The sequence below is a fragment of the Paraburkholderia sp. J41 genome, assembly GCF_905220235.1.
GTDB lineage: Bacteria > Pseudomonadota > Gammaproteobacteria > Burkholderiales > Burkholderiaceae > Paraburkholderia.
The window spans coordinates 205,369-227,353 of record NZ_CAJMZE010000010.1; the positions used below are offsets into that span (position 1 = coordinate 205,369).

Here is a 21,985-nt window from a genome sequence, read left to right on the forward strand (position 1 = left end):
GTATGGAAACGGATACCGCAAACAAGAAGGTCATCATCATTGCCGGTCCCAACGGAGCCGGCAAGACAACATTCGCACGGTCGTTTCTGCCGGCCGAGGCACAGCTTCCCCGTTTCGTGAACGCAGATCTGATCGCGGCCGGGCTCGCCCCGTTTGCGCCGGAAACCGCGGCGATCAAGGCGGCCCGGCTGATGCTGGAAGAAATAGCGCAGAATGCCCGACTCGGCGAGAGTTTCGCCTTCGAAACCACTCTGTCAGGCTTGGCGTATCTCCGGCACATTCGGCTATGGCGAGCGCAGGGCTACCGTGTTAGCCTGTTTTTCCTATGTCTGCCCGATGCGGAAACCGCTATTGCGCGCGTGGCCGAGCGGGTGCGCCAAGGCGGCCACGATATTCCCGAACTGGTCATCCGCCGGCGGTTTGCCGCCGGCCTGAAGAATTTCGAGCAGCATTACCGTCATGCTGTGGACGACTGGGCACTGTACGATAATTCCGGCAATACACCCATCATGCTAGAGTGGGGAGAGAACTGATGAAGCAGCAGGACCTATCCAAGGCCAAAAACCCGGATTTACGCGCATCGCTTGCCGCCATGCAACGTGCGGCCGAACTCGCGCGCCGTACTGCCGTGCAGACCGATACGGCTATCGTCGTGGTGCAGAACGGGAAGCTGGTGCGTATTTCGGCCGAGCAATTGCGCAATGGGCAATTGACGTAAATTGCATTCTTTTCGTGAGCGGTACTGTTGCCTGCCAGCGGCACCCTCGCTGATTCTTGCCCTTCTCTATCGCGCATAGCCTTGTGCGCGCCGTCCCGGCACACTTCGCACCGTCCTTTCCGATTCAGTCGCTATGTTTCTCGCTTCCTAATGAAGCGTCGCGGTAACGCACGCCATTTTCTGATGACTGACACATCAGGTCACACCATCGGCTGATGGATTGGGCGTCGGCTAGAATGATTGCCGCTTGCCATTCGAACGAAACCCCGGGCTATGACTGAACGCGATTCACCACCAGAACGCATCGCTGCCGCAACGCGGCTTTATTCCGTGTTGAAGGCGTGTCTTGCTCGCGCGACTTGGACGCCCATTGAGGGGGCGCTCGTCATGTCGGGCGTTCTCGCGCTGGAGGGCTGCGAGGAAATGCCGGACGGAGGGGTGGGACTTGATGGCGAGCAGCTGGTTAACGGTGGACATAAGCGCTTTCATTGTGCGCGCCGGATCATGCGCGAATGGCGTGAATGGGCCGACGAGGAAGAAGAAAACGGAAAGGCGACGCCTACAAAGATGACGCCGCACCAGTTCATTGACTGGTTTGAGCGTGAAGAAATCGATACGGACTGGTTGCCACTGTTCATCGATGTCATTGTCGGCAAGCCGGCCTCCGGACAGGTCGACTTCATCCCGTCACAGATTGTCGAATATGCCGCGCAGTCGATCGCGATAGTCGATTCGATGCGGATGGTGTTAGCCGCTGCATCGCCGAACGCATTGCCACCATCCGTACTGGAAGTTCCTGCTAGCCCCCGGAAGTCGGCGGCGCGTGTACCGATGCCGATTCCCGAGAATCGGGATTTCCTCTCGACGGAAGAGTTTGCGGCAGTGATGGCCGTTGATCCCCAATCCATTCGCAAGCGATATTCCAGCGAGGGAAGTTATCACGGAGTGCGGCCAAGCAAGTTGGCGAACCGCCGGGTGCTCTGGCCTGTAGAGGCTGTTCGACGGCTGCGCAATGGCGATCCTATCGATGAGTAGAGGCTTAGCGCGTACTTGCTTACGGCTGCTCCAGCATGCTGCATACCCTGAGTAACGATCGTGATTTTTTCCGGAGAGCGCAATTTCCAGAAGTTGATGTCGAACAACCCAATCATCGGGGCGCTTGAACGCATGGGTTATAAAGGGCGCATGATTGGCCACGGGTTCCGAGCAAGGCTGGCCGCACGAGCATATCTGGCGCTACTGATTCACCAGGTGCGCACCGATGTCAGCGGCGCGTATAACCGTGCGCTTTATCTGAAAGCCGCGTGCCAAGATGATGTAGTGGTGGTCGGACTATCTTGATCGATGCGTCTCCGGTGCGTCGGTAACTCATTTACACAGTGCGTGATTGGCCAATGGGAGGTCGAAATCACGATAATGTTGCTTCGCAAGAAAATTTGTGGTCTCATTCGCGTCGGGCTTGGTTGACGCACCAACCAGCTTTCGCATAACTGGCATCTCTCGCCGGTTGTCCGGGTAGTGTTTTGTACCCCTGACTTGAGCAGCGGAAACTTAATCGTCGCCGACGTGCGGTCGTACTGCGACCCATTACCACATCCTTTAACTTGGATGCTGGGTGGTGGGTGCGCGCGTTTGCTACGACCCATCACGCAGCTACGACCGTCTGCTCAGAGGTTACATGAACACGATCAAGCCGCTCCACCTGCGGGGCGCCGAAGTCGATACCTTGATCGGTATCGGCAAAACGACCCGATTCAGTTGGCAAGACCCCAAATCCCCTTACTACGATCCGACGTGGCCGTTGCCGATTCGGCTTGGCACGCGCAAAACCGTCTATATCGCCGACGACGTTGAGGCATGGCTGAAAGTACGCCCTCGCACTCGTGAGATTCACAACGAGTCCTCGATGGGCGTATACACCGAGCAGCATTTCGAGACCCGCAACCGGATTGCGACGGGGGTGACGAAATGATTGATCTGCCGAAACCCCACTCGGTCGCTCGTTCGATCATGCCGCTGGAATTGTCAATCCAGGACGGAAAAATAGATGAGACGCGCTTTGGCACCTTCGCGGTGAACACCTTTGTTGACATCAATATCGTCGGGCTCCTTGTGCGCTATCCCCAATGGTGGATTCTCGAGAAAATCGGTGCCAACAACCCGAATCTTCATGACGCGAAGTTTCCTACCCCTGTTTGGGGGAGTGGAGTGAATGGTCGCTGGATTTTGGCCGACATCATTGAATACATGGAAGCTCGCGTCGAGCGGAATCTGATTGGCGAGCTGAAGGGCACTGAGGTGCCGATGGGTGACGAACCCCGTTTTCGTAAACGCTACGCGTTCGAGGGGGTGTGATGGCTTCTAACTACGAAAGCGCCACTTGTGCGAACAATTCGCCCAGCGTAAGCAAACACGACATTTGCATCCAGCAAGCGGGTATCGATTTCGGCATTGCTCATTGCCTCGACGGCACCACGCATTGGTTTAGGGACGATTACTCCCGAAGCCTGCGCGCGGGGGTCAAGACTACGGCACAGATTTTCAATGGGCGTCGCATGGTCTTTAGCGACCATGAGCAGGACGACCTCACCAGCCGCCTGAAACTGTGTCGGAGCCTTCCGAGTCCGGATCGTGAGGATGTCCCTGTCATCGACGTTCTCTTGCGCACGTTGCTCCCGAGCCATTTCAGCCAACTCGTGAGCACGATTGCCGATCGCGGAGAAATGGGCATGTTTAACCGCGAACTGTTCGAACAGGTTTGCCATGAAGGAGCGCGCACCCAGGCCGTTAAGCGCGCAATTCAATGGCAGCGCAAGAGCAGCGCCGATGGAATGCGGGTGACGCATGCCGTGGAAGCGGCATTTTCGAGTGACGAGTCGGTCCTCGCGTACAAGGTTGCGCTCCTGCGCAGGCCATTCGTCCCCGCAAACAAAGAGGCCGCGTATGCGCTGCACGAGCACGCGAAGGGTAACGAGCTGCTATTCCAGCAGAAAATGTCGGGCGAAAAGGTGCATCGCCAGCCCGACACACCGGACCGGCCCAGCATCGCGTTGATCCAGAACGACTTGCATGCCCTGCAAAATGGGCTCGATCGTGAGGAATCCATCAAGGCCCGGTTTCGAGGTGGTGTTATCACGGTCAATTTCTCGCGCGTTCATGGCCTCTATCTCGGTGCCGTTTTGTTGGCAGATGGCCGCACATCGGCAGACCTCGCCAACGAGGTGGCTCGCCTGTGGGACGAGGTGACCGATGGTGATGGCCATGTTCACCAGCAGCGCGAGCCGCAATGTTCCTGGGCTGGTCTGATCGAGCCTCACGACACCGCCAGAAAAGACGCTCTCCTACTCGAACTAGAGTGCCGCGCCTTGCGCGAGAAGTACGTCCGCGCTAAGGGTTCCGAGGTGCTGCCGACCTTCACACTCATTCAGCCAGCCTCGGCAGGCGTACAGAGCCAAGAGAATCGCCATGCATAACGACTCCTATACGCCGCCCCCGAAACGCAACGGTCCGATTATTGATCGCGCCAGCGACATTGCGCTACTGGCAGTCGATTGGCTTTGGCGATTCTGGCTTGCCATCGGCAAACTGCACCTGCTGGTCGGCGAGCCGGGTTCCGGCAAAACCACCTTGCTGGCCGATTTGCTCGCGGCGTTCTCGACGGGCGGGTTGCTTCCCGATGGCACTCGCGCGCCTAAAGTGTTTTGCCTGTACTGGACGAGCGAAGACAGCATTCAGGAAACGGTCATGGGTCGTCTCATTGCCGCAGGTGCCGACCTAGAAAATGTCCTAGTTTTGCGGGGCATGGCAGAGCATGGCAAGAAACGATACTTCTGCCCCTCGGACATGCCTGAACTGGTCAGCGAAATCAAGCGATTGCGCGCCGATGGGATCGATGTTCGCATCATCGCTATCGACCCGCTGCCATCGGGTTCCGGCAACACGAACAATAACGATGCCGTGCGCAAATATCTCGAACCCCTAATTATGCTTGCTGAACAGGAGGGCCTTGCCGTCATCGGGGTGCGTCATCTGGCGAAAGCCTCGTCGAAGAAGAAGTTGGCCGATCGCATCAATGGCAGCGTTGCCTACCTGGCCGTATCTCGCGTCGTGTTGTTCGTCAGCAAGATCGCCGGTACTGGAACGTCTCGGGATAATCCCGTTCGTGGTGTGCTGGTTCGTGCTAAGTCCAATATTGGCCTCACCGATGGCGGGCATGGATTCAGGATCGAGTCTGTCCGCCTCGAAGCCGAAAACGGCATTGCTGATGCAACGGCGTTGAAGTGGGACATGCAAGACCTAGTCGGCGACCCGGAAGCCATAGTTCGCGCTGCCGAGTTGAAATCAGCTACCATCGAAGATGAACTGGCGGCTGAATTGGAGTTCGTCGGTGACCTGCTCCGTGGAGGCCCGGTGCTGGCCAACGAGGCAATCGGCAGTGGGCAGACTCAAGGCTATACCCCCGAGAATCTGCGCAAGGCTCTGGCGGAGCTGGGCGGGAAGTCGACGAAGGAGCCAGGGTACTCGCGTGGCCCTTGGTACTGGGTGCTCTCAGTCTCGGATTTTGACAATCTTCGTGACCGTTCGCGTGATGACCACCAAGAGGAGCGCCGTATCCGTCGTCGCGATGAGTCTGATCGGCCGAGAAGCCGCTACCAGGAGCGTGGCTCGCGTGATGAGGGGCGCTATGACGATGACATCCCCAAAGTCGAAAAAGACGAAAAACACGACCAAGACGAAAAGTCGGAAGGCTCGGCACAGTTTTGGGTGGAAGAACGTAACCTGCCTGACACTGACAACAGTAGCCCCCCTGAACACGCTCCCTTCTGGCGGGACGAGATGAACCTGCCCGACCAGAATTCGCGGGAAATATTCGTGGGTTACATGCGCAAGGGTGGCGCTCATGATTGAACGCTTTGCTCGGCGTGGTATCACGAAAACATGAATGGGAAATGGCGCGATGAATTCGCGCTATTTTTTTTACCGTCAGTTGCATATTCGGAGGATGGAGTTAATTTCGGAAATGCAATGAATCGTTGATGCTCAATAGCTCATTCATCGTTGTTTTGTTCCGGTGTAGATCCTCATAAGTTGCAGTCCCTATGTAATAGGTTTTAAGGGCGCGATATTTCGATGCGGATTGATGGTGAGCTAAGGTAAGAAAAGAGGATGAGAATTCAACATGCCTCAAGGGCATGTTTAATGATTGATATCTGAAAATAAATTTCTACTGCATGCGTTGATTCATTGGAGCAGCAACCAATGAGGTCAGTCATGGCAGATAGAACGGAACAATACTGGTTCGACAGAAACGATGATTGCCGTACACAGAGACGCAAGAAGCAACGCTTTCGGAGGAATCAGGCAAGAGGGCTAAGCCTTGCGGCTGTGATGTTCGAGCTACGCAAGAGCTATCAGGTACTCTTCATTACTCTGAACGTCGATAAACGATATCGTGACGATGTGAATTTCTTCACGATGCAGGGCATGCGTCGCACTCTATTTCAACGTATTAAAGATGCTCATGCCTATGAGCGTCGTCGTAGAAGTATAGGTAGGCCACTCGAAGACGATGAACGTACTATCTTTCACGATATTCGAGGACTGGTTTGGCGACAAGAAAGTGGGTATGACGGTGGCTCTGAACACGTTCATTTGATCGTATTCGTATCGGTCAGCAGACGAGACCACGTTCGAGCGTGTGAGGAATTGGGAGTGGCCTGGAATCGCATTACGAAATGGGGCGGCTTTGATAATGCCAACCGCTATGCGCATTCATATCGAAACAAATGGGGAGTAGCCATCGGCTACGTTCATCGAAACGATGACGAAAAGCGAGAGGCGTTGCGCAAGCTCATTGGTCTATACATGAGCAAGACGGTGCAGGAGCCGCTTGATCGTGACGAGGACGATAAGCTGTTCGGCGTGAGGTATTTCGGCTGATTGAGTTAGCCAGAGTGACTGAATCATCTCGCGTACGTGCCCGGACTCGTCATGAGCGTTTTGCCGACTGGCCGAGCTTACCGGACGTAACTACCTGTCACGAGAGATGTCTGTTCAAGTTTTTCAACAGACTCCCGGTCGGGATGGGGGGAGTTTGCATTGCTCGCCGAGAAGTATCAAAAATTCCTCGCCGTGTAGATCGATCTGACGGATTTAAACCTGCCTGATTAGAGCGGCTATTTCACTTGCCACGATGATTCAGAGCGTGATACTCGATGCCGCTTTATCGCAAATTGCATGGCAAAGACCAATCAGGTGCCGAGGACGACAAGCTGTTTGGAAAATGGTTTCTTAACCAATAGCGCAGGTTGCTATGTATGCGCGCCGCATAGCACGACAATCTCGGCAATGGCTCGCGCATCGTGTGCGTCAATAGCCGGTTTCGCCTCTTCTTTTTCTTGGCTCAACGGCTTGGCGCTCGCCGGCCACCGCCTAGGATTTATTCGGGGGCACGGGTGTGGCAAACTTCCCCCTTTCCGCCACTCGGAGGCGGGATCACGGCTGGCAATTGGCGGTTGGAGCAGTTGCTATAGCCAGCATTTCACTGCATGGAAGGCATAGTGCGGCTGCGGTATCCCGTAACGCTGATGAAGCAACTAAGCTTTGAACACATATTCGCCTGACCACGAGACTCATAAATGAACCGAGCCGCTCTGGATTTAGAACTTGCTCGCGTACGAGCGAGCCTTGACGCGAAGGAGCCAGTCCCAAATGTGTCTGTCCGCGAACTGCTGCGGTGGGCCGGTGCCGAGCGTCGCGGTGCTAATGTCGTGTACGGGATTCGGCTGTCGCTCAGAGAACATGGCATTGACACACTTCCAAATTTCAACTTCCCAGATCTTGATCGAGAGCTTCGGTTCGTTCTGGCTGCGGAGGTACTTGAGCCGGAAGCCGAAGCGGCCGGGGTCAATGGGGAACGAGTCGCAGCTGGTGCAGTGACGTTGGAGGTCATCGCAGAAGCGCGGGCAGACGATCCGAACGCGGCAGTCGGCGTCGCGGAAGCAATAGCAAAGCAGCAGTTTGTCGTCGGGGGCATGGCCGAACCTGCTTTCCGGGTCAGCCGACTATTGGCTGCGAGTACGCCTCCGCGCTATGTTGCTCCAGACTGCTCGGTGGCGGAAGCCATGACAATAATGATGCTACGAGACTATTCTCAGCTTCCGGTGATGACGACGGAGAGGGAGGTCAAGGGTATCGTGACGTGGTCTTCAATTGCTCACCATTTGCAGTTTGATGGGGAGAGACCGGTCACAGTACAAGCTTGCATGCAGCAGGCGGTGGAAGTGCCGGAGTCCGCCTCACTATTCAATGTCATCGGTTTGATTGCAGAGGAATCGTACGTACTGGTCCGCGGTAGTGACAAGAAAATTACGGGCATCGTCACCGCCACCGATCTGAATGAACAGTTCCAACAGCTGTCAGAGCCGTTTCTCCTTCTCGGAGAGATCGAGAATCACATCCGCTCATTGATTGACGGCAAGTTCACCCCTGACGAATTGAAGGTATTGAAAGATCCGGCGGATGCTAACCGGACGGTAGAGTCCGTTGCGGATCTAACGCTTGGCGAATCAATCCGTCTCCTTGAGAGCGAGGACAACTGGAAGAAGATTGATGTTCCGCTGGACCGTGCAGTGTTCACCGGAGAGCTAAATGAAGTGCGACGTATTCGAAATGACGTTATGCACTTCGATCCGGACGGAATAACCCCTGAAGACCACGATACGCTACGTGCTTTCGTCCGCTTTCTCCATCAAATCGGTCGTCTGCATTAAGGCAACCGAAGAGCCTTGGGGATGCAATAACAGGCGAAAGCTTGAACGTCGAGTTCATGAGGTCCGGTAGCGCGATCAATCGCTTCATAACAACTTTCGAGTGTGAAATTGTCAAGCGCAGAAAATCAACGAGTTCACCTGGTGAATCACTCACCTAATTATTTTGACTGTGCATTGCGTTCTCGCGATGGCCTTATGACTGCTGTTCTGGCAGTGGCATCGATTGAAGCCCTAACGCACGACCTTGCGACTTGGCTAGGTTGGCTCGATGATCACGCAAAAGAGTGCCACCTCAAATCCGATTCGGCTTCGGCGGCGGCACCGTTTGGCAAACCGCACGTGTGGTGCTTTTCCGAACTTGGACATCAGCTAACAGAACCCGAAGCTCGGCTCCTTAAAAGGCTTGATGATCTCGAGTCTGATCAAAAATCTGTCTCACTCAAAATACACGGCATTTTTGATGTATTGGGTGAAGGCAAGCAGGTCACGGCAACGCCCGATCTGAAGGATTTTGATTTCTTGGTTGCGCTCCGAAACGAGATCGTTCATCCCAAAGGTGAGCGCCTTACGCAGCGGTTGAAGTCGAGTAAGACGAGCGGCAACGTCGATGGTCACATAAAGGCGGTACGACGACTTGAGGCCGAGAGGTTGATTGACCGCGTGCAAGTGCATGAAAGTTGGTTGAACAAGCTGAAAAAGCCGTTTATCGATTGGTGTCTGGTAACAACATCCAACGTAGTTGAAGATGTATTGGCCGTTTTGCCTGCCACCACCCTAATGAAGTCGTTTCGGCGCGAAGCGTCGATTGGGCGTTACTCGCCGCTTGGCGCTAGGCTCGAACCTAGTGAGCCGGGGAACTGAGGAGAAGTTGGCGGTGGCGTAGATTTCGGCTCAGCATCATCGCCATGGTGCGTGGAAAAATCACGCTGCAGCGCCATCGGATTTTTCTGTTTGACTCTGGAACGTCCGATGGTAAGTGCGAAGCAGCCTTTCGAGTTTCTCTGCACGTACGGAGGCGAGTATCCGAAACTGGCCGAACGCTGACCGATGATGCGAGCGGTTCTGCGAGGAAAAAATAATGCCGCCGCGAATGGGTACATAGATGCTCCGGCCCAGCCAGATAACTGGCGCGGACCGGATTAGTACTTTCGTCGTTGCGGTTGCTGACTCAGCTTGCTGAAGCTTGCCGCCCGGGGACGATATCGTCGGGCACATCGAGCACAGAGTGAACGTGATCGTCGCCCCGGTGGCTGAGCAAGTCCCACAAGGTCTGCTGCCAGCCTCGATCCTGACGTACGGCGCGGCCATCCTGTTTCGTCAGTTCGACACCCGCCCAGGCCGGCACGACATCGCTATCTCGAACGTACCACTGGAATACCTCGCTAGCGCCGGTCACACCGCCGTAGGTCTTGTCGATCTGCGCGAGCGCATCTTTCTCCTGGTGCTCGAAACGGGCACGTTCCTGCTGCACGCCGGTCTGGTTGCTCCGCGCGTCGTCCAGTTCGCGCTGTGCTCGCGCGACGACGGATTGGGCCGCTTCTATCGCGCTTGAACGGTTGACTATGCCCTGTTTCAGTGCCTCCGGCGTATCTGCCGGCGGCACGCTATTGGCCTGTAACTGCGCGAGCTGGCTTTGGGCGTCGGCGAGCTGCTTCTCCAGTTGCTCGGGATTCTGGATATTCGCGGCGGTCTGGTCGAGGCCGTTGGAATAGCCCTGGAAGTCGTGCTGCGTATCGGCGATCTTCTGCTGTCGGAACGCGGCAAGAAGTGCTGCACCGTTCTTGAGATCGCAGCGGTACTCCACGACCGTGCGGTTCGTGTCGTCTTTGAACGTGCGCCAGCTATCCTTCTCACAAGAGGCTCGGTTCGAGAGCGCCGTCTCGTAGGTATGGGTCGAATCCTGCGGAACGATTGCAGCCTTGACCGTATCGATTTCGAAATGGCCGCAGCCGGTCAGTCCCGCGCTCAGGAATGCTGCCGAGGCGAACGTGGAGAATTTCGTTTTCATCGAAAAAAAATTGAGCTGACGTGGCTCATAGGGACGCGCCCGTCGGATAGAGAAGGGCGCAGCCGGCTCGAACAGGCCGCCGCTGCGCCGGGGAGAATGCCGCCGCACTCCGTGAAGCATCGGGGTGGCCAGCAGAAAGCTTACTGGGACAGGCCGATCGTGATGTACTTGGTATCGATGTCGAACACGAGAGGATCGTCGTTCGTGCCCGGCGTGGCCGTGCTGTTCACGGTGATGTAGACGTACTTCGTGACGCCGTTCGCCGTGTATCGGTACGCTTTGGCGTGCTCGACCGAATGATCTTTCGTATCCGCAAGGCCATCAGCCGTGAACGCCTGGGCGATGTTGCGGATCGGCGTGTCCTGGCTGCCGTCGCTGTCCGTGAACGTCACCGCCCCATTCGCGAACACCGACGTACCAGACTGCGTACAGTCTTCATATTCGGAAAATTTCTGGCCGTTCAGCTCGTTCGGATCGGTCACTTCCGTCAGGTCGCTCGACACGTAGGCGTACTGTCCCGGTTGGCCCGCGACAACACCTCCCGCGCCATTGGCCGTGCAGAGCTGGCCGACCCGATTCCCGAGCAAGGACACGATCGCCGTGAATTTCCCGGCATCCGTGAACGAAGTCACATTGCCGTCCGCATCGATCCTGGCCTTGGCCGTGTACTGGCCGCGATTCGGATCGGCGATGGCGATACCGAAGGTGCCGTCCAGATTCACGGACGAACCCATCTGGATCGAGACGGGATCGGTCGTGTAGCTGGCTCCAGTCGTATAGGCCGTCGCGGAGTACGCGGCCTGCGTCAGCGCCGTGCCACTGGCTGTTTTCGCGGCCGCGTCAGATTGCGACAGCCCCGCCGCCGTCAGCGCCGCGCCGTAGCTCTCAAGCAGGTTGTCGCCCGCATCACCCTTTTCGGCCTTGAAACCGCTCGTGAGAGGATTGAAGTTGTCGGGGAGCGCCGGTTTGCCCGGCAGAGTCGAAAGCGCTGTCGTGAGCTTCGCCAGCGCGTCGGTCAGATTGTCGCTCGTGATCGCTCCAGACAGGTCGCCGTTCTTCGCGCCGTTGAACCACGTTTCCGGATCGCCCTTGGCGAGCACGCCGACTTCGAGATCGGTCAGCGGAGTGATGTTGGTCGTACCCGGAGCCGGAGCCACCGAATGCAACGGCGCAGCCAGTGCCGTCCCGTTCGCCTGTCCATCCGATACGCGCACGGCGCACGGATAATCCGTGCTCTTTAGCGAGAGAGACCAGCTACCGTCCGAACCCGTCGTGGCCGCGGCCGTCGTGCCCGACGCACACTTGAGCGAAACCGAGCCGCCTACGATCGGCGCGCCAATCGCGGCCGTGCCACTCGTGGTGACGGTTGGCGTGTTGCCAGCGGAGTTGCTGGCCGACGAATCGTCGCCGCCACCGCCTCCACATGCGGCGAGTGCCGCGCACAGCGATGCGCCAAGCGCGAGACTGGTGATTCCCATGTTGAATTCGGTTTTCTTCACTACGGGTTTTCCTTTCTGGTTGAGGTGGTGGATGGATTTCGGGACATCGGCGGGCCGATGCAGCGGGTCCCGTTATGTCGTGTTTACTCGTCAAAAATGGGCGCGTGACCGGTATGTGGTCATACCTGCCTTACTCCTCTATAACGGCAGTAAATTCAGTTTATGAAGTGTAAACACGACAGAAATTGTCGAATTTATAGCGTCGTGAATCAGTCGTCAGGCGGGCATCCTGCCTGGCATGACTTCCCGACGCCCAGAACCCGCTACCCGCACGCCGGCACCGATCACGGTGGCGCTCGGCAGGCGTATCAAGCAACGCCGGCACGAAGTGGACAAGTCGCAGGAGACGCTGGCCTTCGAGGCACACGTTGACCGGACGTACATTTCGGCCATCGAACGCGGTATCGCCAATCCCTCGGTCGAGACGCTGGCGAATATCTGCCATGCGCTGAATATCACGTTGGCTGGCCTGTTCGAGCCACTGGACGGCGTATCACTTGCACCGACCGGCGAACGCCGCGCCAATGCGGCGACCCCGCCAGAGATCAGGCGCAGCCGGCTCCGGTAGTACAGGCGTCCAGCAACCGGATCGACACCGCGCCGTCCACGCCGGCCGGCATGCTCCCTTCGGCCGTGATGTACGAGGCGTGCGGCTTCCTGAATTCCAGTCGCGCATTGCACACGGCCAGTACCGGCGCGGCCCCGGCTGGATCGAGCAACAGGAGTGCCGTCAGGATTGCATCGTGTTCCTCAATCCCGACAACCAGTGCGGCATGCCGTTCGTCAGTGCGGCGGTTGACGATCCAGACGACCACTGGCCATCCGGCCGCGAGTTCCTGTGAGCAGGCGTGGGCGAGTTCGTCGGCAGGGTCTTCGAGCTGAACAGGCTGCGCACCGGCATCGAGTTCCCAGACGAAAGCAGCCAGTTCCGAAGGCGTCAGGCCGTGCAGATAATGCGGCCAGGCCCGGTCCCAGAAATGCGCGACGGGACCGCTCGAATAGCCCCGCACATCGACGGGATCGAACAGCTTGCCGAGCATCGCGAGCGCCATCGCTGCGCAATGCAGGGCGCTACCGGCATCCCAGTCGCCCTGCTGGCTGAAAACCGGACGGCGGGTGTCGTCCAGCATCAGTCGCGCGCCCGGATACAGCGCCGGGTGCAGCTTCTGGATCAGCGCGGGCATCAGTAATCCTCCGGCAGCAGGATCGTCGTTATCGAGCGGTCGGCTTCGGTGATGATCCAGACCGTGCCGCTGCCGGGTATCACGTAGCTCGACAGCAGACGTTTGCCGCTCAGCAGCGCCAGTTCATTCCGGGCCCTGTCGGCGGGCTCAAGCTCCCCCCAGTCTCCACGCACATGCCGGTCCAGCAAGGCAACAGGTGAAAGTCCGGCTTGTTCCAGCATGGCCTGGGCGGCCGGCGTGATGGCCGTCGTACCCATCGGAAAGCGGGCGCGATGGTGTGCGGAGTCCTTCATGCCGCGATCCTCGCTTGATAGGTTACGACAGGCCACACCGGATAGCTGTGATGGGCAGCCGGCTGTGGCCGGGAAATGCCACCCCGTACGGTTTTCTTCACCCGTTCGATGGTGGTCTGTGAACGATTCCATTCGGTGACGACGAGAATGCGGGCGCCGTCCGGTAACGGATAGAGCGAAATCAGGCGCAGCCCTGCCTTGATCGACAGATCGTTTTCGCGCCTGTCGTCATCGGACACGCAGCCCCAGTCTCCAGCGATGTGCCGCAGCAGGACGCTGATGACGGGAATACTGTTCTCGCGCAGCGCTGTGAGCGCGTCGGGCGTGACGAGCAGGCGCCCGGGATGGAAAAGCGGCTTGAGCCGCGTGGATTCGTTCATGCTCAATATCTCCAGAAAAAGGGCGAGCACTGGCCTCCGGTCGAGCCGGATAACCTGGTCGTGAAAAGAAAGTGGAATACCGCGTGGACGGCGGCGTTACGGCCCGAGTTGCCGGCGCAGCGCAGCGGCTCTGGTCTGCGAGCAGCGCAGATGACGGCGGATGCCGGAAACGGTCGGTTTCACGATGCCCGCCTGAATGTCGCGGACGAGTTTCGTGAGGTCGGTTTCGGGTTTCGCCGTGACGGGGACAGCGGACGGCGATTCAGGCGGATCGGCGGGCGTGACCGGCGTAGCAGGTTCCAGTCGTTCCGATGCAACCGGATCGGCATGGGCGTGATTAACGGCAGTCACGGGAGTAGCACGTGGCAGTAAGGCGAGCCACCAGAGCAGGCAGGCCGTGCCTTCGAGTACCGCTGCGAAGGCCAGCCCGGCGAGCAGGTCGAGTTTCGTGCCCGCCATGCCGAAGATCGCCGCGAGGCGTGCCGTGACTGGATCGGCACGGGCCGCATCGTGACGGGTTTCGGCGCGATCCTCGTTAGACTGATCCCGCCGGATGTCACTGGCCTCGGCATCCAGCGCATCCAGTCGTGCGGTCAGTCCGGCACGACGCCCGCGCAGTACCGGGCAGTCAACGGTACAACGACGCGCATTGGCCTGGGCCAGCTGGGCCGTGACCGATGCCCGATCGGCCATGACCGCAGTGAGATTGCGGTGAATGGGCGTATTGGCGTCCCTCAAAGCCGATACCCGGACGTCACCCGCATGTGACTGCGACAGCAGGAAGAACGTCGCATGCCCGAACGATGCTGCCGCCATGCAGCCGAGCCACAGCAGCATCCCGACACTGCGCACGGCGAGCGGTGCCGACCGACACAGCGCGGGAAGCAGGTGCGCGCCAGCGACCAGCACGACGCCGACCGCAATCCACGCAAGCCGTTCCGACAGCCATCCGCCGCGCTGCCAGCCGGCCAGTATCGACATACAGATCGCCGTACTGGTTGCCGCGATCGCCAGAGCGAGTGCGACCGGGCGAATCACGCTGCCTTCCCGCCGAGCAATGCGGCACGCTGGTCAAGGCGGTCTTTCAGGTTACCGGGATGCGTTGCGCGAGTAGCGTCATGACCCTCACCGTGACTATCGCCATTACTGGAGTCCGCCGGATAAAACTCCTCGGCGACCGCCGCGCTTTCCTCGATGCTGTCCTCGAACGCACCATTGGCGAACCCAGCGCGTGCGGCCGCATCGAGCGCGGCCTGATCGAACCCGGCCGATCTGCGCCGAGCATCCAGCTCGCGCGCCTCGATGATCGTCGCTTCGAGCGTGCTGCCCGAGCGCACGCCGAGATCGACGTAGTAGATCGCCGAACGGTAACTTTGAATTGTACTTTTGCCCCGAAGTTTCAGTTCGAGCGGCAGACAGGCCAGCAGATTGCCAGATACTGCCGAGAAGTAATGCAGCCGTGCTGCCAATGTCCTGATCGAGTTATACGAGGTCGTGCGGAACAGAAAATTTTCCATCTCACCCGTGTCTCCAATCAGTACGTTGAGGCGGCCATAGGGCTTGCACGCTCCACCGTGGCCAAACGAGCAGCCATCCGGCGACGGACACGGCATTTCCTCGATACCGGCATCGCTAACACGACGGCAGGTTTCGCCATTTCCCACACAGACCGGGCGTCCCGTTTCGCGGTCGAAGCACGAGTATTCGGCGCGAAGGTTCAGATCGGGATCGTTGAACAGGAACCGTACGGGAATCGCGCGCAGCTTGCCGGTCGTCGCCTTGCGCAGTTCGTCGTTGAGCGGGTGAAGCAGCCACTCCCCACGCTGCTGCACCTGGGTCGTGATGGTGAACGCATCGTCTTTCTCGGGCAGCCGCTTGCCGTTCTTCTCGACAATTCTCCCGATGGAGATTCTTCCTACAGTGGGTGGCGTAATCGCCAGTCCTTTGAGCATGACACTCTCCTATATGTAAACGGTGGGGGAAGGCGAAGGGGGGCAGAAAACCGGATCAGGTCGAAACGAGAAACCGGCGCGAGCCGGGCTTCGTAATCGCATACTGAGCGGCGAACTCGGGGTGATCGGCAAGCAGCCGCTTCAGGTCGATGCTGGTGCCGTCCTTGCTGCGTTTGAATGACACCGACCCCGTCTCGAACTGCGCGCGGTCGGCCTCCCGCATGGCCTGCGCGATGGTCTGTTTCAACCGGGCTTCGACGGCCTGCCGGGATTCGATCTCGGCCCGCACGGCCACCAGATCGGCAAACGTGGCCGACAGCGTCCGGTCGTCCGTGAAATCGACCGTGCCGCCTGCGCCCGGATACAGGCAGCGCAGCGCGCGATCCGCCGAGTCAGAACCGTCCGCCGGCGGCGGCGTATCGGTTTCGACGTATTGCCAGAACGCGGCTTCGAGTTCGATCAGCCGTGCGATCAACGCGTCGTCGCGCTCGATGCGGTATACGTCGAGCTTCTGGCCGCAGAGCAGTACGGCCACATCCGCGGCTTGCTTGCCGGACACTGCAAGCTGATGTTGAACCTGCAACTGCACGTATTCGGGTACGCCGTCGCGCCAGAGTCGTGCGCCGAATTCGCCCGCCGTCTTGCATTCGAGAATCTGGACGTCCGGCACGCCGACGACTTCGCGGTCGAGATTGGCGAGCATCCACGGGATCGTCGGATGCCGGAGCACGGCATTGATGCGTCGGACACGGTTGCCGGTCTGCTTGGTGTAGGACGCGGCGACGATGGGTTCGAGCAGCGTGCCCCAATACACGGGTTCGGTTGTGTCGTCGGGATTGGGTTTCGGCAGGTCCGTGTCCCGATTGGTTTTCTCAAGCCACAGTTCGAGCTGAGATTTGTACGGGTTGAGTCCTACGGCAGCGGCTACGTCGCTTCCGCCTATTCCGTTTTTTCTCACCTCAAGCCAGTCTTGGCGCGAGAGCGATTTCGTATCGACAAGCCGTAGCGCAGGTCGATGCCGGCCACGCCCGGCTGATTCAGGTAAAGGCATTTCGATCCTCCAGAAAGCAGAAAGGCCCGGCGGGAGTGATCCCGGCCGGGCCGTATGCAGTGTTGATGGAGCGGTGGGCATGGCGTCAGCCCAGGTCTTCGTCGCGTGGTTCGGTGGCGAGCATGCCGATCGCCTCGGACATGCGTTCGATGCCGATGTCCTCGATGACGCGGGCGCTTGCGCCGCGCAGTTCGTCCGGCGTCCACACGACGACGGCGTAGCCGCGCGAGCGTAGATGCGCGATTACGTCTTTCTCGTGGGGACGCATTCCGGTTTCGTCTATGACAATCTCCGTGCGTCATGCGACGAGCCGCAAGGCTTCGTCCCAGGCTTTCTGCTTGATGGCCGCACCAGTACCAAACCATGCGGCATCGCGTCGATGATCCTCGCTGCGTGCGCGGCGTCCATGGTCGACATATTCAGTGATCGAATTGACGAGCCCCCAGGCGGTGCCAGATGCGGAGGCGAGCGTTGCCCCCATGCCCTTGCCGGCATAGAGCGCCTGCACGGCCTTGATCGCGGAATCGTTGGTGGCCGGCACAAGCTGGCCGGAGCCGACTGGATAGGTCAGCACGCGACGGAAGAAGGTTTCGGCCGCAGTATCGTTGACCTTGCATTCGGACAAGGCCTTCATGCGGGCCATAAAGCCATCCCAGGCCGATACGGTGATGCCGAGCTGGCGCTTCACTACTTGCGCGTCGAACTGCGAACGGTGCGGCACCTTCACGGCACCGGCCGAATCGCCGAGCGCGATTTGCAGGGTGTTGTTGCAAACGACGCGAATACTCGTGAATTGCGCCGTCGTCGCCAGTGTGCCGTCGCACGCCGTGGCCAGCAGCAGATAGCCCTTTACCGTGTCCTTGCCCTTGAGCGCGATCGACTGGCCGGTACGAGCGAGCGCCCACAGTTTCTTGCCATCCTTGAGGACACCAGCGCTCTCCAGTTCGTAGCCCCCCGCGTCCACGAGGTCTCGATAGAACTCCAAGATTGTAAAAGGCTGCACGACCTGATAACGCGACGAGACGACGGAAAGAGGTGCTTTCGTGTCCGAGCGATACAGCACTTTCTGTTCGGGAAAAGCATGGATCGAGCCGAGATTCGTGCCGGCGCTGCCCGACACATAGCGCACGTCGGCGGATTCGATTTGCCAGTCCATGCCGGCCTGTTTGGCCCAGACTTCGATCGGCTGCTTCGGTGCGAGTTGATTGCCGAGGCCGTGCCACGGGGTTTCGCCGACGTAGGCCATGCTGGTGACGAGGTGCATGAAAATCTCCTGATAGATAACGGGAAACAGAAAGCAAAAATTCCTACAGCCCTGTGCGGCTGTAGGCATTGACCGTGAAAGGGGAGCAGCAAAACGTCGCGGTAGGTCAGGTCGCGTTTTACGCGCTGAAGGCGTGGCCGCACGCCGAGCACTCGCAGTTGTCGAATACGTGGGTGTCGATTTGGCTACCAGCCGCGGAGCCGACTGCGCACCCGGCCGCGCCAGCAACCAAGGCACCGAAAATGGCCCCGAAAATCGAGCCAATCGGTCCGGCAACCATACCAAGTGCGGCTCCAGCTTCGGCACTGCCAAAAGCGGCGGCAGCGGAGCTGGCGGCCCCGGTCGCAGCGCCAATGGCTCCTCCGACCTTGCGGGCGGTATCGCGAGTGGTAATGTGCTGCGAACCGCAGCGGGGGCAGGAAAGCGAATGGGTCATATCAGCCTCGTGAGGGTTCAGAGCAAGCGAGGTTGCTCAGCATTTTGGGTGGATGCTCACGTCGGTGATATATGTCTGAGATTTTTTACGACTTAGCCAGCAGCCGAACGCACATTGTCCAGAGCGTGCCGATGGCAACGTACATCGGTAACGACTCGGCTTGGGCATAGGAAATTTGATGAATTGTTATCTTCGGCGTGTTTGGCAGCTCGATCTGAGCGAAAGGCCATCGAACTTTGAAAATTTTGTACAATCCTGTCTCCGTTTGACTTGGGTTGATCATGACCATGCCTGCTAGTGACAGAGAGGGCGAAATCCTTACTATCAAGCAGGTTGCCGAGTACCTGAAGGTCACGGAGCGAACGATCTACAGGCTCGCAGCGGCCAAGAAGATTCCTGCCTTCAAGGTCGGAGGGACGTGGCGTTTCCGCAAGGCGGACATTGATGGCTGGATCGCGGCTCAATCCGGGTGCGTGGAGGGCCAAGCACGTTGATCTCCGCCTACCACGCCAAGTACTACGCCCACGAGCTTACGCGGCGTCATGCCGCTGACGGCGTCGACCGCCTGTCGCAATCGCTGTTCGATGCCAGCGTCGATCTGAATCCGCATCAGATCGAGGCGGCGCTGTTCGCCCTGCGTAACCCGCTACAGGAAGGCGTGCTGTTGGCCGACGAAGTCGGTCTGGGCAAGACCATCGAGGCCTCGCTAGTGATCTGCCAGCACTGGGCGGAGCGTCGCCGCTGTCTGCTGGTGATCTGTCCTGCGAGCCTGCGCAAGCAATGGGCACAGGAGCTCCACGACAAGTTCGCGGTGCCGACCACGGTGGTCGATGCGGTATCACTGCGCAAGCGAGCCGCAGGCGACATCCTCGCCACTTTGCAGAGCATGGTCGGCAAGGCAGTCGTCATCATGTCCTACCAGTTCGCCGCCAAGCTGGAAGCCGAGCTGCGCGCTGTGCCATGGGACGTGGTGGTCATCGACGAAGCGCACAAGCTACGCAACGCCCACCGGGCCAGCAACCGCACCGGCCAGGCGCTCAAGCGCGCCTTGGATGGCCGTAAGAAGCTGCTGCTCACCGCTACGCCGCTCCAGAACTCCTTGATGGAGCTGTACGGCCTGTCCACTCTGATCGACGAGCACCTGTTCGGCGACGAGACTGCATTTCGCAAGCAGTTCATGAATAGCAGCGCTGGCATGGACGAATTGCGCGCACGCTTGGCCTCCTTCGCCAAGCGCACGCTGCGGCGCGAAGTGCTGGAGTACATCAAGTACACCGAACGCAAGGCGCTGACTCAGCCCTTTGAGCCCACCGACGACGAGCAGTCACTTTACGAACGTATCTCGGCCTTTTTGCAGCGCGAGGATTCTTACGCTCTGCCGAAGCAGCAGCGCCATCTGACCGCACTGATCCTGCGCAAGCTACTGGCGTCCAGCTCACACGCCGTGGTGGCTACCCTGATAACGATCCGTGAACGGCTGGAGCGGCTGCTGGCAGGGACGGTGGCGGATGACGGCAGCCAACTGGTTGAGCAACTCATCGCTGAAGATGATCTTGAGCAGGATTACCTAGAAGAGGAAGCCGGTGAGGACGAATACTCGGCGGGCGACACGCAGTTCAGTGCTGAGAACGTGGGAGACAGCAAACTCAATCCCAACGCCGTGCGCGCCGAAATTTCAGAACTAACCGCTTTCATCGATGCCGCCGAGGCCCTGCAGACAGACACCAAGGCACAGGCGCTGCTTAAGGCATTGACGTTGGGTTTCCGCAAGATGGCAGAGCTGCGAGCCCCGCGCAAAGCCATCATCTTCACGGAATCCAAGCGCACTCAGGAATACCTGCACCGCTTTCTCTCGGCCAACGGCTACGTGGGCAAGCTGGTGCTGTTCAGCGGCACTAACAGCCATGAGGATTCCGCTGCCATCTACCAACGCTGGCTGGAGGAATTCAAAGGCACTGACCGGGTCACCGGCTCCCCGCAGGTGGATCGCCGAACCGCGCTGATCGATCACTTTCGCAAGGACGACGGCAGCGGTGCGGAGATCATGATCGCCACGGAGGCTGCGGCCGAAGGCGTGAATCTGCAATTCTGTGCGCTGATCATCAACTACGACTTGCCGTGGAACCCACAGCGCGTCGAGCAACGCATTGGCCGCTGCCACCGCTACGGACAACGGTTTGACGTGGTGGTCATTAACTTCCTTAACACCCGCAACCAAGCTGATCAGCGTGTGCTGGAACTACTCACCGAGAAGTTCAACTTATTCTCCGGTGTATTCGGCGCGTCCGACGAAGTACTGGGCCGCATCGAGGGCGGACTAGACTTCGAAAAGCGCATCTTGCAGATCTACGACACCTGCCGCCAGCCGGAGGAAATCGAAGCCGCCTTTAACGCCCTGCAAGCCGAGCTGGAAGAAGTCATTGCCGACCGCATCAAGGACACGCAGGCTCAGTTGCTTGAAAACTTCGACGAGGACGTCCACGACCGCCTCAAGCTGCGGCTGGACGAAGCCGAAGCCCGGCTAGACAAGCTCGGGCGCTGGTTCTGGGGCGTTACCCGCTTTGCCCTGAATGAACGGGCGCGTTTCGACGAGCAGGCTTATGCCTTCTCCCTGTCTCATCCACCCGAAGGCATTGCGCCGCAAGCGCCCGTGGGACGTTACCAGTTCATACGCGGCTCGGCGCAGCCCGACATGCTTGCCCAGGCTTACCGCCTCAGCCATCCGCTGGGCGAGTGGAGCATTGCCACCGGCCTTAATGCACCCACGCCCCTAGCTACGCTCAAACTCGACTATGGCAAGCACGGTGCGCGTGTTTCCGTCGTGGAAATGTTGCGCGGTAAGTGTGGCTGGCTCACGCTGGTGCGTCTGGAAGTCTGCGCCTTTGAAACCACAGAGGCCCTGCTGTTCTCCGGCATTACTGACGATGGCCAAGTGCTCGATCAGGAAGCATGCGAAAAGTTGATGGCCATTCCGGCGGCGGGCGAGCCCACCGCCATTCAGGATGCCGGGCCACGAAGCCTTGCGGCCAACAGCCAGCGTCTCGTGGAGGCCACCATTGCTGAAGTGCTGGAAGCCAACCAGCGCCTGTTCAACGAGGAACGCGACAAGCTGGAACGCTGGGCCGAAGACAAGCTGCTGGCGGCCGAGGAAGCCCTCAAGAACACCAAGGCGCGCATTGCCCAATTAAAACGCGACGCCCGCAAGGCTGCCACGCTGCAAGAGCAGGACGGCCTCCAGCGCGAGCTGTCCGAACTGGAACGCAAACAGCGTCGCCTGCGCCAGGAAATTTTCGCCGTCGAGGACGAAATCATCGAGAAGCGCGATGCGCTGATCGCGTCGCTTCAGCAACGGCTGCAAGAGAAAACCGAAACCCAAACGCTGTTCACACTCCGCTGGCAGGTGGTGTGAGGCACCAAGCAGAACATAA

Annotated in this window: 25 protein-coding genes; 15 read left to right on the plus strand and 10 right to left on the minus strand. The window is 58.9% G+C overall.

Translation table 11 applies throughout. From position 1 onward, the window contains the following. Positions 1 to 2: 2 nt before the first annotated feature. The 11 genes from U5805_RS13340 (at position 3) to U5805_RS13390 (ending at position 9,351) form a co-directional block, all read left to right on the plus strand. Entirely contained in the window at positions 3 to 533 is a 531-nt protein-coding gene (locus tag U5805_RS13340; protein ID WP_322103943.1) for an AAA family ATPase, read from the plus strand. Further along, positions 533 to 718, plus strand: coding sequence for a hypothetical protein (locus tag U5805_RS13345; protein WP_322103944.1), 186 nt, complete (start codon positions 533 to 535; stop codon positions 716 to 718). The genes U5805_RS13340 and U5805_RS13345 overlap by 1 nt, the downstream gene beginning before the upstream one ends. A 273-nt stretch (positions 719 to 991) precedes the next feature. Next, positions 992 to 1,753 (plus strand): hypothetical protein, encoded by a 762-nt coding sequence (locus U5805_RS13350; protein ID WP_322103945.1) that lies wholly within the window; start codon positions 992 to 994, stop codon positions 1,751 to 1,753. A 60-nt stretch (positions 1,754 to 1,813) separates the two neighbouring features. After that, a complete protein-coding gene (locus U5805_RS13355) occupies positions 1,814 to 2,059 on the plus strand; it encodes a hypothetical protein (protein WP_322103946.1) in 246 nt (81 codons plus the stop codon). A gap of 337 nt (positions 2,060 to 2,396) precedes the next feature. Next, positions 2,397 to 2,690 carry an AlpA family phage regulatory protein gene (locus U5805_RS13360; RefSeq protein WP_322103947.1) on the plus strand — a complete coding sequence of 98 codons (294 nt, stop codon included), beginning with the start codon at positions 2,397 to 2,399 and terminating at the stop codon, positions 2,688 to 2,690. Beyond that, positions 2,687 to 3,073 (plus strand): hypothetical protein, encoded by a 387-nt coding sequence (locus tag U5805_RS13365; protein WP_322103948.1) that lies wholly within the window; start codon positions 2,687 to 2,689, stop codon positions 3,071 to 3,073. Before U5805_RS13360 ends, U5805_RS13365 begins: the two co-directional genes overlap by 4 nt. Next, positions 3,073 to 4,191 carry a hypothetical protein gene (locus U5805_RS13370; protein ID WP_322103949.1) on the plus strand — a complete coding sequence of 373 codons (1,119 nt, stop codon included), beginning with the start codon at positions 3,073 to 3,075 and terminating at the stop codon, positions 4,189 to 4,191. Before U5805_RS13365 ends, U5805_RS13370 begins: the two co-directional genes overlap by 1 nt. Further along, a complete protein-coding gene (locus U5805_RS13375) occupies positions 4,184 to 5,626 on the plus strand; it encodes an AAA family ATPase (protein ID WP_322103950.1) in 1,443 nt (480 codons plus the stop codon). The genes U5805_RS13370 and U5805_RS13375 overlap by 8 nt, the downstream gene beginning before the upstream one ends. 363 nt (positions 5,627 to 5,989) lie before the next feature. Further along, positions 5,990 to 6,658 carry a hypothetical protein gene (locus U5805_RS13380; protein ID WP_322103951.1) on the plus strand — a complete coding sequence of 223 codons (669 nt, stop codon included), beginning with the start codon at positions 5,990 to 5,992 and terminating at the stop codon, positions 6,656 to 6,658. A 698-nt stretch (positions 6,659 to 7,356) separates the two neighbouring features. Beyond that, positions 7,357 to 8,490, plus strand: coding sequence for a CBS domain-containing protein (locus U5805_RS13385; protein ID WP_322103952.1), 1,134 nt, complete (start codon positions 7,357 to 7,359; stop codon positions 8,488 to 8,490). Positions 8,491 to 8,685: 195 nt separating this feature from the next. Continuing rightward, a complete protein-coding gene (locus U5805_RS13390) occupies positions 8,686 to 9,351 on the plus strand; it encodes a hypothetical protein (RefSeq protein WP_322103953.1) in 666 nt (221 codons plus the stop codon). Positions 9,352 to 9,658: 307 nt separating this feature from the next. On the opposite strand, the gene U5805_RS13395 is transcribed toward U5805_RS13390, so the two are convergent. Beyond that, positions 9,659 to 10,498: a hypothetical protein gene (locus U5805_RS13395; protein ID WP_322103954.1), complete on the minus strand. Its 840-nt coding sequence runs from the start codon at positions 10,496 to 10,498 to the stop codon at positions 9,659 to 9,661. 140 nt (positions 10,499 to 10,638) lie between these two features. Next, positions 10,639 to 11,712 (minus strand): hypothetical protein, encoded by a 1,074-nt coding sequence (locus U5805_RS13400; RefSeq protein ID WP_322103955.1) that lies wholly within the window; start codon positions 11,710 to 11,712, stop codon positions 10,639 to 10,641. A gap of 88 nt (positions 11,713 to 11,800) precedes the next feature. Between U5805_RS13400 and U5805_RS13405 the strand changes: the two genes are divergently transcribed. Then, positions 11,801 to 12,163, plus strand: coding sequence for a hypothetical protein (locus U5805_RS13405; protein ID WP_322103956.1), 363 nt, complete (start codon positions 11,801 to 11,803; stop codon positions 12,161 to 12,163). Positions 12,164 to 12,223: 60 nt separating this feature from the next. Continuing rightward, a complete protein-coding gene (locus tag U5805_RS13410; protein WP_322103974.1) occupies positions 12,224 to 12,565 on the plus strand; it encodes a helix-turn-helix transcriptional regulator in 342 nt (113 codons plus the stop codon). Here U5805_RS13410 and U5805_RS13415 read toward each other — a convergent pair. The 8 genes from U5805_RS13415 to U5805_RS13450 all read right to left on the minus strand — a co-directional run bounded on the left by U5805_RS13415 (position 12,543) and on the right by U5805_RS13450 (position 18,121). Next, positions 12,543 to 13,181, minus strand: coding sequence for a hypothetical protein (locus U5805_RS13415; RefSeq protein WP_322103957.1), 639 nt, complete (start codon positions 13,179 to 13,181; stop codon positions 12,543 to 12,545). The two genes, U5805_RS13410 and U5805_RS13415, sit on opposite strands and share 23 nt — an antisense overlap. Further along, the gene (locus U5805_RS13420) at positions 13,181 to 13,474 is read right to left on the minus strand and encodes a hypothetical protein (RefSeq protein ID WP_322103958.1); all 294 of its coding nucleotides are present in this window, start codon (positions 13,472 to 13,474) and stop codon (positions 13,181 to 13,183) included. Before U5805_RS13420 ends, U5805_RS13415 begins: the two co-directional genes overlap by 1 nt. Beyond that, positions 13,471 to 13,854 (minus strand): hypothetical protein, encoded by a 384-nt coding sequence (locus U5805_RS13425; protein WP_322103959.1) that lies wholly within the window; start codon positions 13,852 to 13,854, stop codon positions 13,471 to 13,473. The genes U5805_RS13420 and U5805_RS13425 overlap by 4 nt, the downstream gene beginning before the upstream one ends. Before the next feature lie 96 nt (positions 13,855 to 13,950). Continuing rightward, complete coding sequence (locus tag U5805_RS13430) at positions 13,951 to 14,835, minus strand: hypothetical protein (RefSeq protein WP_322103960.1); 885 nt, start codon at positions 14,833 to 14,835, stop codon at positions 13,951 to 13,953. A gap of 53 nt (positions 14,836 to 14,888) precedes the next feature. Further along, positions 14,889 to 15,806: a phage capsid protein gene (locus U5805_RS13435; RefSeq protein ID WP_322103961.1), complete on the minus strand. Its 918-nt coding sequence runs from the start codon at positions 15,804 to 15,806 to the stop codon at positions 14,889 to 14,891. 55 nt (positions 15,807 to 15,861) lie between these two features. Then, a complete protein-coding gene (locus U5805_RS13440; RefSeq protein ID WP_322103962.1) occupies positions 15,862 to 16,857 on the minus strand; it encodes a lambda-exonuclease family protein in 996 nt (331 codons plus the stop codon). Between the two features lie 85 nt (positions 16,858 to 16,942). Continuing rightward, entirely contained in the window at positions 16,943 to 17,125 is a 183-nt protein-coding gene (locus U5805_RS13445) for a hypothetical protein (RefSeq protein ID WP_322103963.1), read from the minus strand. Between the two features lie 30 nt (positions 17,126 to 17,155). Then, positions 17,156 to 18,121: a DUF932 domain-containing protein gene (locus U5805_RS13450; protein WP_322103964.1), complete on the minus strand. Its 966-nt coding sequence runs from the start codon at positions 18,119 to 18,121 to the stop codon at positions 17,156 to 17,158. A gap of 723 nt (positions 18,122 to 18,844) precedes the next feature. On the opposite strand from U5805_RS13450, the gene mads1 reads away from it, so the two are divergent. Both mads1 and U5805_RS13460 read left to right on the plus strand, forming a co-directional pair. Further along, the gene (gene mads1 / locus U5805_RS13455) at positions 18,845 to 19,051 is read left to right on the plus strand and encodes a methylation-associated defense system helix-turn-helix domain-containing protein MAD1 (protein ID WP_208835529.1); all 207 of its coding nucleotides are present in this window, start codon (positions 18,845 to 18,847) and stop codon (positions 19,049 to 19,051) included. After that, on the plus strand, positions 19,048 to 21,966 hold the full coding sequence (locus U5805_RS13460) for an SNF2-related protein (protein ID WP_322103965.1): 2,919 nt from the start codon (positions 19,048 to 19,050) through the stop codon (positions 21,964 to 21,966). Before mads1 ends, U5805_RS13460 begins: the two co-directional genes overlap by 4 nt. The last annotated feature ends 19 nt before the right edge of the window (positions 21,967 to 21,985 follow it).